At 40.8% G+C, this 16,707-nt stretch carries 13 protein-coding genes; 4 read left to right on the top strand and 9 right to left on the bottom strand.

Annotation, left to right across the window (positions count from 1 at the left end; translation table 11 throughout):
• Positions 1 to 2: 2 nt before the first annotated feature.
• Together HX021_RS18180 and HX021_RS18175 are read right to left on the bottom strand one after the other, a co-directional pair.
• The gene (locus HX021_RS18180) at positions 3 to 1,139 is read right to left on the bottom strand and encodes a glycoside hydrolase family 88/105 protein (RefSeq protein WP_286591972.1); all 1,137 of its coding nucleotides are present in this window, start codon (positions 1,137 to 1,139) and stop codon (positions 3 to 5) included.
• Positions 1,140 to 1,360: 221 nt separating this feature from the next.
• Positions 1,361 to 4,762 (bottom strand): TonB-dependent receptor, encoded by a 3,402-nt coding sequence (locus tag HX021_RS18175; protein WP_286591971.1) that lies wholly within the window; start codon positions 4,760 to 4,762, stop codon positions 1,361 to 1,363.
• A 499-nt stretch (positions 4,763 to 5,261) separates the two neighbouring features.
• Between HX021_RS18175 and HX021_RS18170 the strand changes: the two genes are divergently transcribed.
• Complete coding sequence (locus HX021_RS18170; RefSeq protein ID WP_286591970.1) at positions 5,262 to 5,738, top strand: hypothetical protein; 477 nt, start codon at positions 5,262 to 5,264, stop codon at positions 5,736 to 5,738.
• 60 nt (positions 5,739 to 5,798) lie between these two features.
• On the opposite strand, the gene HX021_RS18165 is transcribed toward HX021_RS18170, so the two are convergent.
• The 4 genes from HX021_RS18165 to HX021_RS18150 all read right to left on the bottom strand — a co-directional run bounded on the left by HX021_RS18165 (position 5,799) and on the right by HX021_RS18150 (position 8,658).
• Positions 5,799 to 6,611: a M48 family metallopeptidase gene (locus HX021_RS18165; RefSeq protein ID WP_286591969.1), complete on the bottom strand. Its 813-nt coding sequence runs from the start codon at positions 6,609 to 6,611 to the stop codon at positions 5,799 to 5,801.
• Between the two features lie 42 nt (positions 6,612 to 6,653).
• Positions 6,654 to 7,304 carry a glycerol-3-phosphate 1-O-acyltransferase PlsY gene (plsY, locus tag HX021_RS18160; RefSeq protein WP_286591968.1) on the bottom strand — a complete coding sequence of 217 codons (651 nt, stop codon included), beginning with the start codon at positions 7,302 to 7,304 and terminating at the stop codon, positions 6,654 to 6,656.
• A gap of 15 nt (positions 7,305 to 7,319) precedes the next feature.
• Positions 7,320 to 8,177, bottom strand: coding sequence for a carboxylating nicotinate-nucleotide diphosphorylase (gene nadC / locus HX021_RS18155; protein ID WP_286591967.1), 858 nt, complete (start codon positions 8,175 to 8,177; stop codon positions 7,320 to 7,322).
• Between the two features lie 76 nt (positions 8,178 to 8,253).
• Entirely contained in the window at positions 8,254 to 8,658 is a 405-nt protein-coding gene (locus tag HX021_RS18150) for a DUF4783 domain-containing protein (protein ID WP_286591966.1), read from the bottom strand.
• Positions 8,659 to 8,886: 228 nt separating this feature from the next.
• On the opposite strand from HX021_RS18150, the gene gpmI reads away from it, so the two are divergent.
• A complete protein-coding gene (gene gpmI / locus HX021_RS18145; RefSeq protein WP_286591965.1) occupies positions 8,887 to 10,419 on the top strand; it encodes a 2,3-bisphosphoglycerate-independent phosphoglycerate mutase in 1,533 nt (510 codons plus the stop codon).
• Positions 10,400 to 10,978 (top strand): hypothetical protein, encoded by a 579-nt coding sequence (locus HX021_RS18140; protein WP_286591964.1) that lies wholly within the window; start codon positions 10,400 to 10,402, stop codon positions 10,976 to 10,978. Before gpmI ends, HX021_RS18140 begins: the two co-directional genes overlap by 20 nt.
• Before the next feature lie 55 nt (positions 10,979 to 11,033).
• Here the strand turns inward: HX021_RS18140 and HX021_RS18135 are convergent, their stop codons facing one another.
• Both HX021_RS18135 and HX021_RS18130 read right to left on the bottom strand, forming a co-directional pair.
• Positions 11,034 to 11,588: a ferritin gene (locus HX021_RS18135; protein ID WP_286591963.1), complete on the bottom strand. Its 555-nt coding sequence runs from the start codon at positions 11,586 to 11,588 to the stop codon at positions 11,034 to 11,036.
• A gap of 169 nt (positions 11,589 to 11,757) precedes the next feature.
• Complete coding sequence (locus tag HX021_RS18130; RefSeq protein ID WP_286591962.1) at positions 11,758 to 12,441, bottom strand: tetratricopeptide repeat protein; 684 nt, start codon at positions 12,439 to 12,441, stop codon at positions 11,758 to 11,760.
• Positions 12,442 to 12,748: 307 nt separating this feature from the next.
• Here HX021_RS18130 and lon point away from each other — a divergent pair, with 307 nt between their 5' ends.
• A complete protein-coding gene (lon, locus tag HX021_RS18125; RefSeq protein ID WP_286591961.1) occupies positions 12,749 to 15,226 on the top strand; it encodes an endopeptidase La in 2,478 nt (825 codons plus the stop codon).
• A 70-nt stretch (positions 15,227 to 15,296) separates the two neighbouring features.
• Here the strand turns inward: lon and dctA are convergent, their stop codons facing one another.
• Entirely contained in the window at positions 15,297 to 16,550 is a 1,254-nt protein-coding gene (gene dctA / locus HX021_RS18120; RefSeq protein ID WP_286591960.1) for a C4-dicarboxylate transporter DctA, read from the bottom strand.
• Between the last annotated feature and the right edge of the window lie 157 nt (positions 16,551 to 16,707).

Raw genomic sequence — 16,707 nt, 5'->3', positions numbered from 1 at the left:
ATCTATTTTTTTAACAGTGCGTATGCGCACCACAATATGGGAGCCTGACCATGCATATCTCCCGTTTTTTGTTTACGGTCTAAATAATATTGATAGTCATTTTTACGATTGGTACCTTCACAGACATGTGAGATGTCGCCCTGTGGGTTGATGTATTCCACTAAGGCCAACCATGCTTTGCGGGCGACTGGAGCATATTCTTTTGTATCGAGCCAGCCGTTCCTCACCCCCATAATAAGTGCATAAGTAAACATGGCCGAGCCCGAAGTTTCGACCCAGGACTCGGGCTTATCTATCAGCTGGCCCCATAGACCATCCTTCCGCTGGAATTCTTTGAGGCTCATCATCATCTTACGGTAAGAGGCCAATATTGCAGGTCTATTAGGATGATCAGGGCTTAATGAAGCGAGCAACTCACTCATGCCCGCAGCCATCCATCCATTGCCCCGCCCCCAAAAGAAAGGCGCATCCGGTGCATGGTAGAAAAGGCCATTTTCTTTTTGGATAGTATCGAGGTAGACCACCATTTCATGGGCTGCCCGATCCATATATTTATGGTCGCCAGTCACCTGAAATGCTTTGGATTGCACCATGGTAATCATATACATATCATCAATCCAATAACGGGTCTGCCAGGTCAAACCTTTATCGAGGAATTTTTGATAGGCATCTTTGACGACTTGGGGCGAATCAATCGGAATAGTCCATTGCGCGTCAGCAAAGCGCATACCCATATCATAAAAAGTTTTATTTTTTGTCTGCCTATAGAGTTCAAGGGGAACTGTACCAAACACGGCGAAGTCCACATGGCAGGGCCTTGGGACCAGATGCTTTTCGGCATCAAAAAACGGCATAAAGCGTTGTGTCAATTGATTCAGTAATGCTTTATCACGACTTACTTCAGCGAATTTCAATGCACCATACCAAGTACAGACCTCAGGATAGGTGATTGTTCGCGGAGGAGCCGGGGGTTTAAAGCTATTATGCGGGCTTTCGACGAAACGCTGTGCGACCAAACGCCCTACATTCATTGGGTCAGCTTTTTCCGGCCAATTTTTTAAGTCTATACTTTGTGCCTGAACACAAAAGGATAAAAGGGTGCCAATACCCAAGAGTACGGTCATGAAGGAATTCTTCATTATCTGTGAGGTTTATAATTAAGTTATCAATCAAATATCGTTATATCAGCAGCTTGGCAGGGGGTAAATTTCGTTCTATTAGGTGGAAATATTGATTGAGAAGCTGGAAAAGCGGTGGTTATAAACACCTATTGATCATCCACTGATCGATTTTATTAACAAAAAAAATCCCTATCCAAATGGACAGGGATTTCATTTATATGCTTAATTATTTATAATAATTAGAATATATATCTCACACCAACTTGCATTTTCCACGTAGTCGATAAAGAGCTTAAGTTTCGAAATGGAGTTTTAGATAAGTACGGACCAGTTTCTTCTGTTGAACTATCATTTGTTGCATGCATGCGGAAAGTAGGAACACCATCAGCTGGTACAGCACCTGCAGTGCTTAAAAACTGTCTTGCCGGAGTTAATGTACTCTGAACACCCCAGCTTTTATTCAGTAAATTCCCAAAATTAATCACATCCACGCTTAACTGTAATTTGTGTTTACGCGACCCAATATCTGTAAATAAATCTTGCAACACACGTACATCAAAACGGTTCAACCAAGGCATAGAAAAAGCATTTCTTGGAAGATATTTGCCACGGTACGATTCAAGCCCATTTTCCTTAATGTAAGCTTCAAGACCAGCTCGCTGTTCTGCTTCAGTAAATGTTTTGGTATGCTCGACTTTCTTATCATCCATGTATTTCACTGAGTATTCTTGAAATTTCAATGAAGATATCTCTTTTGGCAAATAGATAAGATCAGCATTCTGTCCATCATTATTTATATCGTTCCCGTAAGTATATGAGAATCTTCCTTGAGAAGCGCCATTATAATAAATACCAACTGTAGTAGACAAGTGATTAGCATATTCAATGCGATAGCTCAAATTAGCGACTACACGATGTGGCACGGCAAATGCTGATTGATATAAATATTGATCATTCGGGCCATGAATATTAGCTGATCCTCCCCATGCTGAGCTTGCGTTTGATCCTGTATTGCCTGTCACTTCTCGTGAATCGGAATATGTGTAAAATAAACTTCCACTAAATCCTCTATAATTTGGCACTGACAATCCTAATGTGGCACTCACTGCATGGCCTTTAACATTTGTATTGGTCAATACAACGGCATTATTTGCACCTATAGCATCATTATAAGCCTGTACACCCTCCGGATAGAATACCCTGTTATCACCGTAATCACCTGCTTCACCCGATGAGCCATAGTTTAAGAAGGTATTTGGTGTTACACGGTTAGCACCAAATTGGAACACAGCATTGATATCTTTTGTATATAGAAAATCTCCTGTTAATACTAATGGTGTATTCGGAATCTGATAATCGGCTCCGAAACTGGTACGCCATACCATTGGCATTTTAAATTCTCTATCAACTAAGGCAAAAGAGCTTGGAGCCCCATCTTTTGGTGTTTTGATGAACACGTTTTCAGCACCAGAAGGAACATTATTCAAGTGATAATAAGGGTCTGGATTAAATTTAACATTCCCTATCCATCCTTGCACATCATTATATGATCCAGGTTCAACAACATTTTGCAATACCCCGGCATTGGTTGGCATATTGGTCAACCATACAAAAGGTACACGTCCTGAAAAGAATCCTGTTCCACCACGCAGTACTAAAGAGCGATCTTTAAATACATCATAGTTAAATCCTAAACGTGGAGATACCAATAATCTTGATTTAGGCCACAAACCAGAATCATAATTTTTAGGCATACCATTTACATCCAATAACCGCAACGCATCTATTGATGGATTCGCAGTTAACTTATTCATATAAATTGGTAGTTCAGCACGAATCCCGTAAGTCAAGGTAAAATTATCAGCAACTGACCAACGATCTTGTGCATATAACGATGCTAAACCAAAATTCACACGGGAATATGTATCCTGTCCTTCGTACGGATAGGTTAAACCAAACATAATTGGCGCTTTCTCATTAGGCCCACCGGTAGAAAGAAAGTCCTCTACAGAATTATAACGGTAATAAGAGGTCCCCATACGCGTATAGCTATTACCATAATTCTGGATTTCAAAAGCAGCTCCAAATGTAAAATTATGTTTATCTGCCTGTAGGTTCAAATTATTGATAAACGAGTAATTGTTATTAATCACATCATTATTGTAAGAAAACAACTCGGTACCAAAACTCATGTAGTTGTTATAGAATCCAGGTTGCTTACCAGCATTTGCCGGATTATCCAAAAACTCTTGATGACTTCCATCACCAATATCTACAAATGGGAATAATTGGTTACTTGGTGTACTTCGTGTATCCTGAATACGGGTATAGGTTGCCAGGAACTGGTTACTTAGTCTTGAAGAAAAATTACTATTCAATTCTGCAGTAATCGATCTAACCACATTTTTAAAAGCATAATTACCATTTTCAAAAGTGATTGAGTTTTGGCCTACACGAGCATATGCATCAAAATCAGCCCTTGGTCTGGGTCCAGAATTCGCATTTGCTACCTGCATCGAGTTTCCGACCACTTGATTATAGCGTAGTGCAAATTTATGGACATCATTAATATTCCAATCTAATCGCGCTAAAAACTTCGTGCTTCCTTCTTTCGCCTCATTTGCGTAGCCCTCATAACGTCCTGGATCATATCCCCATTGATTTATCAGGTGATTACGCACAGCTTCCAACTCCGAACGTTTTGTTCTGGCAATATTATTACTTGGATCAGCTGTACCATCTTCTGATGCACGCCATAAATTAGCTCCTGATGCATTTCCTCCGGTAGCTTCTTCACGTTCAGCATTAACAAAAAGGAATAACTTGTCTTTAATAATTGGTCCACCTAAACTAAAACCAAAATTTTTCTTCGCTGCATCAACTTTATCCAATGTGACATCTTCGATCTTACGTCCTTGTAAGCTCTGGTTTTGAAGAAAATAATATGCTGTACCTTTTACAGTATTTGTACCACTTTTCGTCACTGCATTGATACCTGCCCCTGTAAAGCCAGATTGAGTAACATCAAAGGGTGCAATATTTACAGAAATAGCCTCAATCGCATCTAAGGAGATCGGTTGAGAGTTTCCTCCAGGAATGGGACCACCACTCAAACCAAAACCATTATTGAAATTAGCTCCGTCTATTTGTAAATTATTATAACGCGCATCCCTACCTGCAAATGAATTTCCGTTAGCCTGAGGAGTCAAACGCATAAATTCGGTGATACTACGTTCTACTTGGGGTAATTCCTGCAGTTGCTTTTGACCAATACTCGTTGATGCACCTGTCTTCTGAGTACGTCGGCCCTGTGCCGTAACCGTAACTTCCTGCAATGTAGTTGTACTTTCTCCAAACACAGGATTTAGAACAAATGGCTGCCCTAATTGAAGATATACATCTTCATAAGTTACTGGACTTTGACCAACATAAGTTACTTCAATTTTGTAGGGGCCGCCAACACGCATATTGGCGAGATTAAACCGTCCAGCAGCATTTGCCGAACCTGAATAAACTGTTCCTGATGGTACGTGGGTAGCCTTAATTGTAGCTCCTTGTGTAGTACTACCATTCGTTTGCGTTACGATCCCTGTCATGCTACTTGTAGTTACCTGAGCCTGTACCGCCCCATAGCTAGCCATAACAAGAGCAAAAAAGAGTAAAGATCTTTTCATATAGTATGATTTGTTAAAAAATGTTAAGCAAAATTACTAAGAGATTTTAAATAACAAAGGACTTAATATAAACTTAACATACTATCCCACATACACTTCATATTGCTCCACTCAAAAATTCTGATCTCAACACATAATTTTTTCACAAAATAAACGTTACAACACCTTTAAGCAGTGCTCAGTCGAAGCTCAGGATGCGTAAAAATAGTTTTCCACATCAAATGACCTCAACGAATTTGTAACAACATTCTTCCACACTGACCCTTTCTTTTTTAAAAAATTTAATTAACTTTCTGTCAGTCGAAAATTTAATTGATTAATTCGCTTTTGAAGCGATTTAACTACATAAGCCAATATTTACCATATCATCGTGAACTATTCCAGATGCTCGATGGTTTCTATAGAAATATGTTTTTTTAATCACGAACTTTTTCGAAATTCGCACACCCATATAATTCTTTATTTCATGGAAGACGGTATTCAAAATTCTTCTTTTCAAGAACCTACAGACATTAAATTATCGCCAGTAGGGTTATCTTTCTTAGCCTCTGCGGCTAAATGGGCCAATTTTTTGGCTATTATCTGCTTTATTTTTATCGGCATCTCAGCCCTGACCATGATCAGCCTCATCTTTGGAGCAAGCGCCATGTCACTGGGTGCAGGTGAATATACAAGCTTTGGTTCTCTATCCACTTTTGGTATATGCTATCTGTTGTTCCTGGCTTTCTTCTGCCTGCCGATCTATTTCTTATATAATTTTGGATCCAAAGCAAAAAAAGCCATCGAAAATCGGGACAGCATTCAATTGGAACTATGCTTTGATGCCCTGAAAAAACATTATAAATTCATTGGAATCATCGTTATCATCACGATTGCCTTCAACCTGATGGGACTTCTATTTGGAATTATATTCGGTATATCGGACGCTATCGCTGGTGTATAGAAGCAAAAAAAAGGGAGTATGTGTGCTACATACCCCCTTTTTCCCTTATAAAACTATTCTTTATTTTTTGTAGTATTTCATGGCATTTGGAATCAACTTCTCAATATCCGCAATACGTCTGGCATCACTTGGGTGAGTACTCAAAAATTCAGGTTGTCCTTTTTGACTACCAGCAGCCATACGTTTCCAGAAACTGATTGCTTCATGCGGATCATATCCGGCCAAGGCCATAATGATCAACCCAGCAGCATCAGCAGACGATTCATCACTTCTTGAAAATTTCAGCTGTGCCAAATTACCGCCTAATCCATAGAGGTTATTGAATATACCGAGTGTACTGTTACCCGATACACCTGCAGCAGAACCTAAAATTTGTCCGCCCAATTGTAAAGCCATTTGATTAGAAGCTTGTGCGACGGAATGTTCCTCGATGGCGTGTGCAATCTCATGTCCCATCACAGTGGCCATACCTGCTTCGTTTCGTGTCACTTGTAATATTCCAGTATACACAGCAACCTTCCCTCCAGGCATACACCATGCATTCACATCATCACTTTTTACCAGATTGAACTCCCAATTGAAATTAAATTTATCCGCTTTGCCCGTACTTTGTAAATATTGATTCACGGCAGTAGCCAACCTGTTTCCAACACGTTTTACCATGGCGGCATCAGCTGTTCCGGTGACTACCTTTGCGCTATTTTTGGATAAGAAATCTTTATAAGCCAACGCAGCTTGTTGATTAACCTGGTCTGCACTGACCAATTTCAGATATTTTTTTCCAGTAACAGCTGAAGTTGCGCAACCGGACAACCCCGATGCTAGCGTAGCGCACGCTAATACCATAGCCGAATACTTAAACATTCCTTTCATAATAATCTATTAAATATGTTTTAAAGAACGCAATTATTGTGCCTATTCTTTTGCTTTGGACTTTTTCTTGAATAGATAGATCTTGGATTCATGCCCTTTTAGCAAACGTTCAATATTTTTTTGATGGGTAATTAATAATAATGTACAGATTGCAATTCCATATAGCAGCACAGATGGAATGGTGGTCTTGAAAATAAATGCCAAACTAAATGGAAATGCAAAACCCGCTGAAATTGAGCTCAATGACACATAATGTGTTGTCAGCAGAATAATAACAAACACAGACACACAGACCAGCGCTGCCGGCATATGTATGGCCAATATCATACCACATAAAGTGGCTACTCCTTTCCCCCCCCTAAACCCTGCAAATACAGGAAACAAGTGTCCAATTACGGCGATGACACCAAGTGCTAACTGAAAATTAACAAACTGAATATCACTGGTATTTTGTCCCAGTTCGATGAGATAAGCAAGGTTTGTAGCTGTCCATCCTTTGAATATATCTACAAACATCACAATGGACCCCGCCCTTGGACCCAATACACGAAAGGTATTAGTTGCTCCAGCATTACCACTCCCATACTCCCGAACATCTACCCCATAAAATGCCTGGCCCAACCAAACTGCCGTCGGTATAGAACCAAACAAGTAAGCTAGTAATACTGCAATTACTAAATAAATTGATATCATTAAATTAAATCAGTCTTATATTAATTTGGCTTTCAGACTAAGATCCAAGCTCTTAACACTATGCGTTAGCGCTCCTACTGAGATATAATCTACACCAGCCTCTGCATATGACCGAATGGTGTCAAACGTTATTCCTCCAGAAGCTTCTGTCTCAAAGCGATGATCGATAATTTGAACAGCTTTGGCGACATCTGCTGGTGAAAAATTATCCAACATGATCCGGTCTACTTCGCCAAAGTTAAGAACTTCATCAAGCTCCGCAAAATTTCGGACTTCAATTTCTATTTCTATGGGTTTGCTCAATTTCTTTCGGTAGTCATTTGCGCGCTGTAATGCAGCTGCAATGCCACCACTGTAATCCACATGATTATCCTTAATCAAAATCATATCGAATAGACCAAAACGATGGTTGGTTCCACCCCCGATCCGCACGGCTTCTTTTTCCAGCACCCGCAATAATGGAGTAGTTTTTCGGGTATCGAGAACTTTTGTAGCTGTCCCCTCCAATAGGTCCACATATTTTCGTGTCGTTGTAGCAATCCCACTCATACGTTGCATCACATTCAACACCAACCGTTCCGCCAACAAAATACTCTGGATATTCCCGCTTACATAAAATGCAATATCGCCAACCGCAACCTCGCTCCCGTCTTGGATAAGCACCTCACAGGTCAACGTCTGGTCAATATAGGCCATGATGGCCTGCGCAACCTCAACCCCCGCGATAATGCCGGGATCTTTGACAATCAATTTAGCCTCTCCCTGTGCACCTTCCTCAATTGTAGATAATGAGGTGTGATCTCCATCTCCGATATCTTCCGTTACTGCCTGCTTTACAAATTGTGCTAGGTAGTCCTTGATTTCCTTCTCCATAAATACCTTTTATTGGGCTAATATGTGGAATAATTTTTTAATCGGAAAATAGATTTACAAAAAAATAATGCTTTGGCTAGTTTTTATCCACGCGAAGTTCTTCAATCGTATGGTTGTTTGATCCGGTTCCGATCTTGATAAAAACACGGTAGTTGGCCTGTTCTGTAGCCAACAAAAAGGTGAAATATTGATAGCCATTATTCGCATTACTCGATTGCGTCAATTTCACGGATTTGGGTTTATGCTGATTGAAAAAGGTGTTCAGCATAATCTCTGATTGGTATTTTGTGTACACACCATTCTCGCCCAGGATCGATAAGGTCAGATTTGAACCGAAATACTTCGCAATATTTTTGGCATTCCCCTCTTTTAAATAGGCCTTTAACTCCTCCGAAATATTCCCTAAAAAATCACTTTCCAGGCTCATATGAGGCTGAATTGGGTCGCTCTCCCCCTTAACACCATGTCCGGAAACCTTCATATAGACAAAAAGGCTAAAAACAAGTAAAAATATATAATGGCTCAAAAATCTCATATGGTTCAAAAATAACATAGAACGGTCTCCATCTATAGATATCAATCATTAGGTAGCACAGCTTATGCCAAACATAAACTATGCCACAAACCTATAAAATTATTCCTGATAAACAAGGGAAGTTTTTAAGATGCGTTGATAGATTCTAAAATTAAGGTTATCTTTGTTATTAAGATGAATAAGAAAAAAGTTGCACTCATGATCCTAGACGGACTAGGATATGGAAAACATGATAAATCAAATGCAGTTGAGGCTGCAAACACACCATTTCTAGATCACTTGTTAGAAATATACCCTAATTCAAGCCTTGAGGCTTCAGGTGAGGCCGTAGGACTTCCTGCAGGTCAAATGGGCAATTCTGAAGTTGGTCACATGAATCTTGGAGCCGGGAGGATTGTCTATCAGGAATTAGGTCGTATTCATAAGGCTGTCAATGATGGCGCATTCAACACCGATCCAATCATTCAAGATGCATTTAAATATGCTATTGAAAATAATAAAAAAGTACACTTTATCGGATTGCTTTCCGATGGTGGCGTCCACGCACATACCAAACATTTAAAGGGCTTATGTGATGCCGCCAAGTATGCGGGCCTCACCAGTGAACAGGTATTTATCCACGCTTTTCTGGATGGACGTGACACCGATCCAAACTCAGGTATAGCTTATGTCAAAGACCTTCAGGATTACTTAAAAACTTCCTCCGGCACCTTCGCTTCAGCAATAGGAAGATATTATGCCATGGACCGCGACAACAGATGGGAACGCGTGAAACTAGCTTACGACTTGCTGGTAAATGCAGCCGGTGAAAAATCAAATGATCTTGTTGCCTCCATCCAAGCATCATACGATCAAGGTGTAACCGATGAATTTGTTAAACCGATCGCCCTGGTCCATGCAGATGGTTCTCCTGTCGCAACAATACAAGAAGGAGATGTCGTCTTCTGCTATAATTTCAGGACCGACCGCGGTCGTGAAATCACCATAGCCCTTACACAAAAAGCATTCCCGGAATATGACCTCAAACCGTTGAGCCTGTATTATGTAACCATGACAGCATACGACGAGACATTCCAAAATGTACGGGTAGTCTTTCAAAAAGACAACCTGACCAACACCCTTGGCGAAGTTTTGGAAGCAAACAACAAAACACAGACCCGTATAGCAGAGACTGAAAAATACCCTCATGTTACCTTCTTCTTTTCAGGTGGTCGTGAGCAAGAATTCAAAGGAGAAAACCGTCTTCTGGTACCTTCACCAAAGGTGGCAACCTATGATCTTCAACCGGAAATGTCTGCCAAAGGTGTTACCGAAGCGATCGTCAATGACATGGAAACACTCCAACCTGATTTTATCTGTTTAAATTTTGCCAATCCAGATATGGTCGGACATACAGGTGTTTTTGAAGCCGTGGTAAAAGCGGTGGAAACCGTGGACCAATGCACAAAAACGGTGGTCGAAACGGGACTAAAAAATGGTTATTCTTTTATCATTTTAGCTGACCATGGTAATTCTGAATTTATGGTCAATGCGGACGGATCTCCAAATACGGCCCATACGACCAATTTGGTTCCTTGTATCTTGATCGACGATCATTACAAGAAAATCACAGATGGTAAATTAGGGGATATTGCACCCACAGTGTTAAAACTTATGGGCGTAGATATTCCTACTGAAATGACAGGAAATGTATTGGTATCAGAATAATATCTTAATCTTAGCTAAGAACTTTCGTCGAGCACTTCCCCTATTGGTGGGTAGTGCTCTGCTTTTTTGGAGTTGCGGCAGCCCTGTAGAAAAGAACAATAAACAATCGACAGCTATTTTCTCTGTGGATTCGTTCTTTCATGCTGAGGCAGAACGCCTCCAGCAACTTGACCCTGTGGTCCTGAAATCGGTGAATAAAGACGGCGAAAAGGAACAACGCGAACTCAAGATCGGCAACTGGAAAAATGAACTTTCAGCATTCCAATCTGCTGATATCAGCAAGAACTTCGATCCCTCCCTCTATGAAGTCAAAGCGATTGACTGCGTTACAGAATTCACCGCTAAAAAAGCAGCATTACAGATTCAGGTGTTAAGAATCGAATTTGACAAAAATGAAAAGGTAAAGCATATTCATATCGATAAAAAAATTACAAACTCCCTGTACGATAGCCAAGAGCAACTGGATTATTACAGCGACTCCTTATATCGGATCGTCAAGCACCAAGATGTGCAGGGCCTGGATGCAAATCAATATGAAATTGTTGGAAAATTTAAATGATTGGTCAAATCATAAAAAAAATCGCCCAATTAATTGGGCGATTTTTTTTATGACTTTATTTTGGGTCTTCAGCCGTAGACTCACGGGCCAGCACGACTTCATCCGGCATGGCTTCAAGCGATGAATCCAACGCAAATAGTGATTCGTCCGAAGCACGATCACCACCAGCAATCTTCAATTTGTCGATCAGTTCCAGCGCAAGTTTTTCTTCTTCGATCTGCTCCTTGACAAACCATTGCGCAAAGTTCCATGTAGCCCAGTCTTTTTGTTCCATAGCCAAATTGACAATCTGATAAATGGCTTCCGTATTATCTACTTCATGCTTGAAGACGCGATTAAAACATTCTGTCAGCGTCTGTGGGTCAGTGGGCGGAGCTGAAATTGCTTGTATTCTTGGACGTCCTCCCCGCTCTAAAATATAGCCCATGATCTTGGTCATATGGTTCCTTTCCTCTTGTGCATGCCGATACAGAAAATTTGCGATCCCACTATATCCCTGATCTTCGGCCCATACACCCAAAGCCAGGTAAATCTGTGCTGCTTCGGCCTCCTTAGTCATTTGACTTATTAAAATATCCTGCATTTCTTTGGACAATCGATTTGTTTCCATATTAGTAACCTGTTTTAGTACAATTAAAGAACAATATTGCCGCAATTTTAGTTTTGATTTTGTCCAAGGAGATCCGCTATCCGATCAAATCAAAATCTGCCGGGTATCCAAGGCAACAAAAAAAGGGAAATTCATGTGAATTTCCCCTTTCTTTAGGCTATAGTGGCAACTATTTCAAGTTGTCTCTATATACCTTAGCTTTTTTGATCTCTGTTTGGATATCTTTTTTAGAAGCATCAAAACTTAATACTTTTTCATAATCCTTAATGGCATTATTATAAGCATCTGTAGCCATGGCTTTGTTATAGTTAGGCGTACCTGCTGTTCCGATCAAAATACCCAAATCACGGTTTGCAATAGCTCTATTTTGATAAAATTTAGCGTCATTCGGCGTGATCGCGATTGCTTTCGAATAGTCTTCGATTGCTACACGCAATAATTGCTCTTTATTTGCAACGGAGATTTTATTGGCTTGAACAGCAAGGTTATTTGTTGCTTTCCCTTTGAAATACAAAGCATTTGCATTTTTACCATTTAAAGCGACAACCTTTCCAAATGTTTCAGCTGATTTTTTATAATCGCCATTTTGAAATTGGGAATACCCCAACATATATAATACATCTGGATCTTTTCCTTCTTGAGGTAGAGCTTTTGTCAAGTATGACTCTGCGTTCTTAAAGTCACCATCCAAAAGAGCTTTTTGCCCCATTCTCACATTAGCGTTGCTATGCTGCTCAGCCTGTTTTGGTTGTTGTGCACTGGCATTTAAAGCCATTAAAGCAAAAACTCCTGTAAACAAACCCAATTTAAATGATTTTAAGTTCATATCTAAATAGTTACGTTTTTTTTTCAATTTACTTTTATGATCGTTATTACTTGTTGAAGATCATCCACTCCTTCTATTAATTGTAAGAATCTGTTATGGCTCAATCTTTCACAATCCAATATTACAATTATTATGCCTATTTATCCAACAAATGGCAGATAAATTTTATTTAACCTGCCTTTTTTTCATATTCTAGAAAATAGATTCGTATTTTTGCTACCTTTTAGGCAATTGGCATTTCCCTTGCAATATACAGGAAACAACATTTGAAGCTTAAAATTTGAAAGTCTGCGGTCAACATGTCAGCGACTGACAAATACACAAAATATATACTATGAGCAAATTCGAAACTTTTGATTTCAGTCAGGCAATTCCAATCGTTGCAGAAGATACAGAATTCTTTCCCTTATTGACACAACAGGATGAAGACGATATGGCCAATGCTGAAATTCCAGAAGCATTATCTATTTTGCCTTTACGCAATACCGTATTATTCCCAGGTGTCGTCATCCCCATCACTGTGGGCAGGGACAAATCCATTAAGCTGGTCAAAGAAGCCTATAAAGGGAACAAGACCATTGGGGTGGTGTCACAAAAGGACATGACCGTAGAGGATCCCGGATTTGAAGAACTGAATAAAGTTGGTACGGTAGCCCACATTATCAAGGTCCTCCAAATGCCAGATGGAAATACCACGGTTATCATTCAAGGAAAACAGCGTTTTAACCTACTGGAAATTGTAGAGACCGACCCTTATCTCAAGGCGCGTGTGGAGAAGTTCAACGAAGCTAAACCCAAAATGACCAAGCATTTCAAGGCTACAATTTCAACCTTGAAAGAAATGGCCCTGCAAATTATTCAACTATCGCCAAACCTGCCTAGTGAGGCTGGTATTGCCATTAAAAATATTGAAAGCCCATCCTTTCTGATCAATTTCATTTCGTCAAATATCAACGTCGAAATGGTCAAGAAACAGGAACTGCTCCAAATCCCTAAGGTTGAAAACCGGGCCAAACTTTTATTGGAATTATTGACCACTGAAATCCAGATGCTGGAATTGAAACATCAGATCCAAAATAAAGTACGCGTTGACCTCGATAAGCAGCAACGGGATTATTTCCTGAACCAACAGTTGAAAACCATCCAGGAGGAACTCGGCGGAAATACGCCTGACCTTGAACTGGAAGAGCTCAAAAAACGGGGTAAAACAAAAAAATGGACCACTGAGGTAGAAAAGCATTTCAATAAAGAACTTGAAAAACTTTCCCGCATCAATCCCGCTGCCGCTGATTATTCTGTACAGCTCAATTATTTGGAACTCCTGCTCGATCTACCCTGGAATGAGACAACCAAAGATAATTTTGACTTAAATAAAGCACAAAAAGTGCTGGATAAAGATCACTATGGATTGGAGAAAGTTAAAAAACGTATCATTGAATACCTTGCGGTATTAAAATTAAAGAATGATATGAAGGCTCCCATCCTCTGTTTAGTAGGTCCCCCAGGGGTAGGTAAAACTTCCTTGGGAAGGTCTATCGCCAAGGCTTTGGGGCGTAAGTATACCCGTATGGCCTTGGGTGGCGTGCGTGATGAAGCCGAAATCAGGGGCCATCGCAAAACCTATATCGGAGCAATGCCCGGTCGTATCATCCAATCGCTGAAAAAAGCTGGCACCGCCAATCCCGTCTTTATCCTGGATGAGATCGACAAAATGAGTGCTGACTTCAAAGGTGATCCATCTTCCGCTTTGCTAGAGGTATTGGATCCAGAGCAAAACACGCATTTTTATGACCATTATGTGGAAATGGAATTTGACCTTTCTAAAGTCATGTTTATCGCAACGGCCAACTCCTTAAGCTCCATTCAGCCGGCTTTGCTGGACAGAATGGAAATCATCGAAGTCAATGGTTATACCATTGAAGAGAAGATCGAGATCGCCAAAAAACATCTGCTTCCCAAACAGCGGGAAATGCACGGCATGACTGCCAAGGCCATTTCACTGAAAAGTAAGATCATTGAAAAGGTCATCGAAGATTATACCCGTGAGTCTGGTGTACGGGGATTGGAAAAGAAAATCGGCTCCGTCGTCCGTGGCATCGCCACACGCATCGTCATGGAAAAAGACTACAATCCCAGTATCAACGAACAGGATATCCTGGATATACTCGGGGCACCGATCTTCGATAAAGATATCTACGAAAACAATAATGTCGCCGGTGTGGTTACAGGCTTGGCTTGGACTTCCGTTGGTGGTGACATCCTATTTATTGAATCATCTTTAAGTCCGGGCAAAGGCCGCCTGAGCCTAACCGGGAACCTTGGGGATGTCATGAAAGAATCAGCTTCTATTGCATTGGCCTATCTAAAAGCCCATGCTGCGGATTTTGATATCGACTATAGGGTATTTGACCATTGGGACATCCATATCCACATACCGGCAGGAGCCATTCCAAAAGACGGACCTTCAGCAGGTGTCACCATGCTGACCGCCCTGACTTCTTTATTTACACAACGTAAAGTGAAAGAAAAACTGGCGATGACCGGTGAGATCACCCTTCGCGGCAAAGTATTGCCTGTGGGTGGGATCAAGGAGAAAATTCTTGCTGCAAAACGGGCCAACATCAAAGATATCATCCTTTGCAAATCCAACGAGAAAGATATCCTGGAAATCAAAGAAGACTATATCAAAGATATGCAGTTCCACTACGTAACTGAAATGTCCCAGGTCATCAAATTAGCGCTCCTACAAGAAAAGGTAAGTGGCGCCCTGGACCTGACCAAAGGGATTGAAAACGATAAAAAGGAGGTTTAAAACCTCCTTTTTTTATACCTCCCCTCGCGGGGTACCAATGTGCTATAGGCTTTATCAGCGATAGGGCATACTAACCGAGCTTCTCATGAAGTCGTTCTTCATCAAGGCTATCCTCATATTTTGAGATCACCAGCGTAGCTGCGGAATTTCCGATCAAATTGGTGATCGCACGGGCCTCGCTCATAAAACGGTCAACACCAAAAACTAAAGCTACAGACTCTACCGGCACATGCCCCACGACAGGTAGCGTTGCAGCCAGCGTCACAAAGCCACTCCCCGTCACACCAGCAGCCCCCTTTGAAGTCAACAACAAAACCAACAGGAGCGTAATTTCCTGCTCCAGGCTCAGGTGCATGTTGAGTGCCTGTGAAATAAATACCGCCGCCATCGTCAGATAAATACTCGTTCCATCAAGATTAAAGGAGTATCCGGTCGGAATCACGAGGCCAACGACTGATTTGGCACAACCCGCATCTTCCATTTTCTGCATAATACCTGGTAATGCCGACTCTGAAGAGGAAGTTCCCAATACAATCAAAATTTCACCTTTGATATACTTCAGAAATTTAAAAATATTAACCTTTACATAGAAGTGTAATACCGCGCCGATAATGATAACGATAAAGATAAAACAGGTCAGGTAGAAGCTCAACATCAACATGCCTAACTTGGTCAAGGCCTTGATCCCAAATGCTCCTATGGTAAAACCCATGGCACCCATGGCACCAATAGGGGCCAGGTACATGATCATCTTAATGATGGAAAAAAGTACTTTTAGAAAAGATTGCAGGACATTGATAACAGGTTCTGAAGCTTTGCGGCCAATTTTGGTCATGCCGATTCCAAAGAGCACCGCAAATACCAATACCTGCAGGAGATTATCAGAAGCGACCGAAGCAATCACGTTCTCCGGAATAATACCCAGGACAAAATCCATAAAACTATGTGGCTCCTTTGACTCTGCAATATAATGTGATACCGAAGTTATATCCAGATCTGCAGGATCAGCATTCATACCCGTACCCGGTTGAATCACATTGACAAAGATCAGACCGATGATCAAGGCAATGGTCGTCATGACCTCAAAATAGATAATGGAACTCAGCCCAATCTTTCCCACTTTTTTTACATCCTGCATGCCGGCGATACCGATCACAATTGAACTAAAGATCAATGGTGCAATGACCATCTTGATCAGCTTGATAAAAGCATCCCCCAGAGGCTTCAATTTAACCGCAAAATCCGGAAAATAAAAACCACAGAAAATACCGATTAATATCCCAAGTATAACTTGAAAATAAAGGCTCTTAAAAATATGTTTCATGTATATAACGATTAGCAGCGATTTTGCGGCTTTCTGCTGTAGCCACCCGTCAACTCTTTCACGCTCTGCTAAATGTACGGAAAGAATTGATATTTTCTATTGAATCTTTCGATTAAAACCCATCATCGCAGGGTTATAGTATGAGGATCGATATGGC

Source organism: Sphingobacterium sp. N143 (genome assembly GCF_030325625.1).
Taxonomy (GTDB): Bacteria; Bacteroidota; Bacteroidia; order Sphingobacteriales; family Sphingobacteriaceae; genus Sphingobacterium.
Note: the sequence above shows the minus strand (reverse complement) of the source record. Positions and strands in the feature narration are given on the sequence as shown.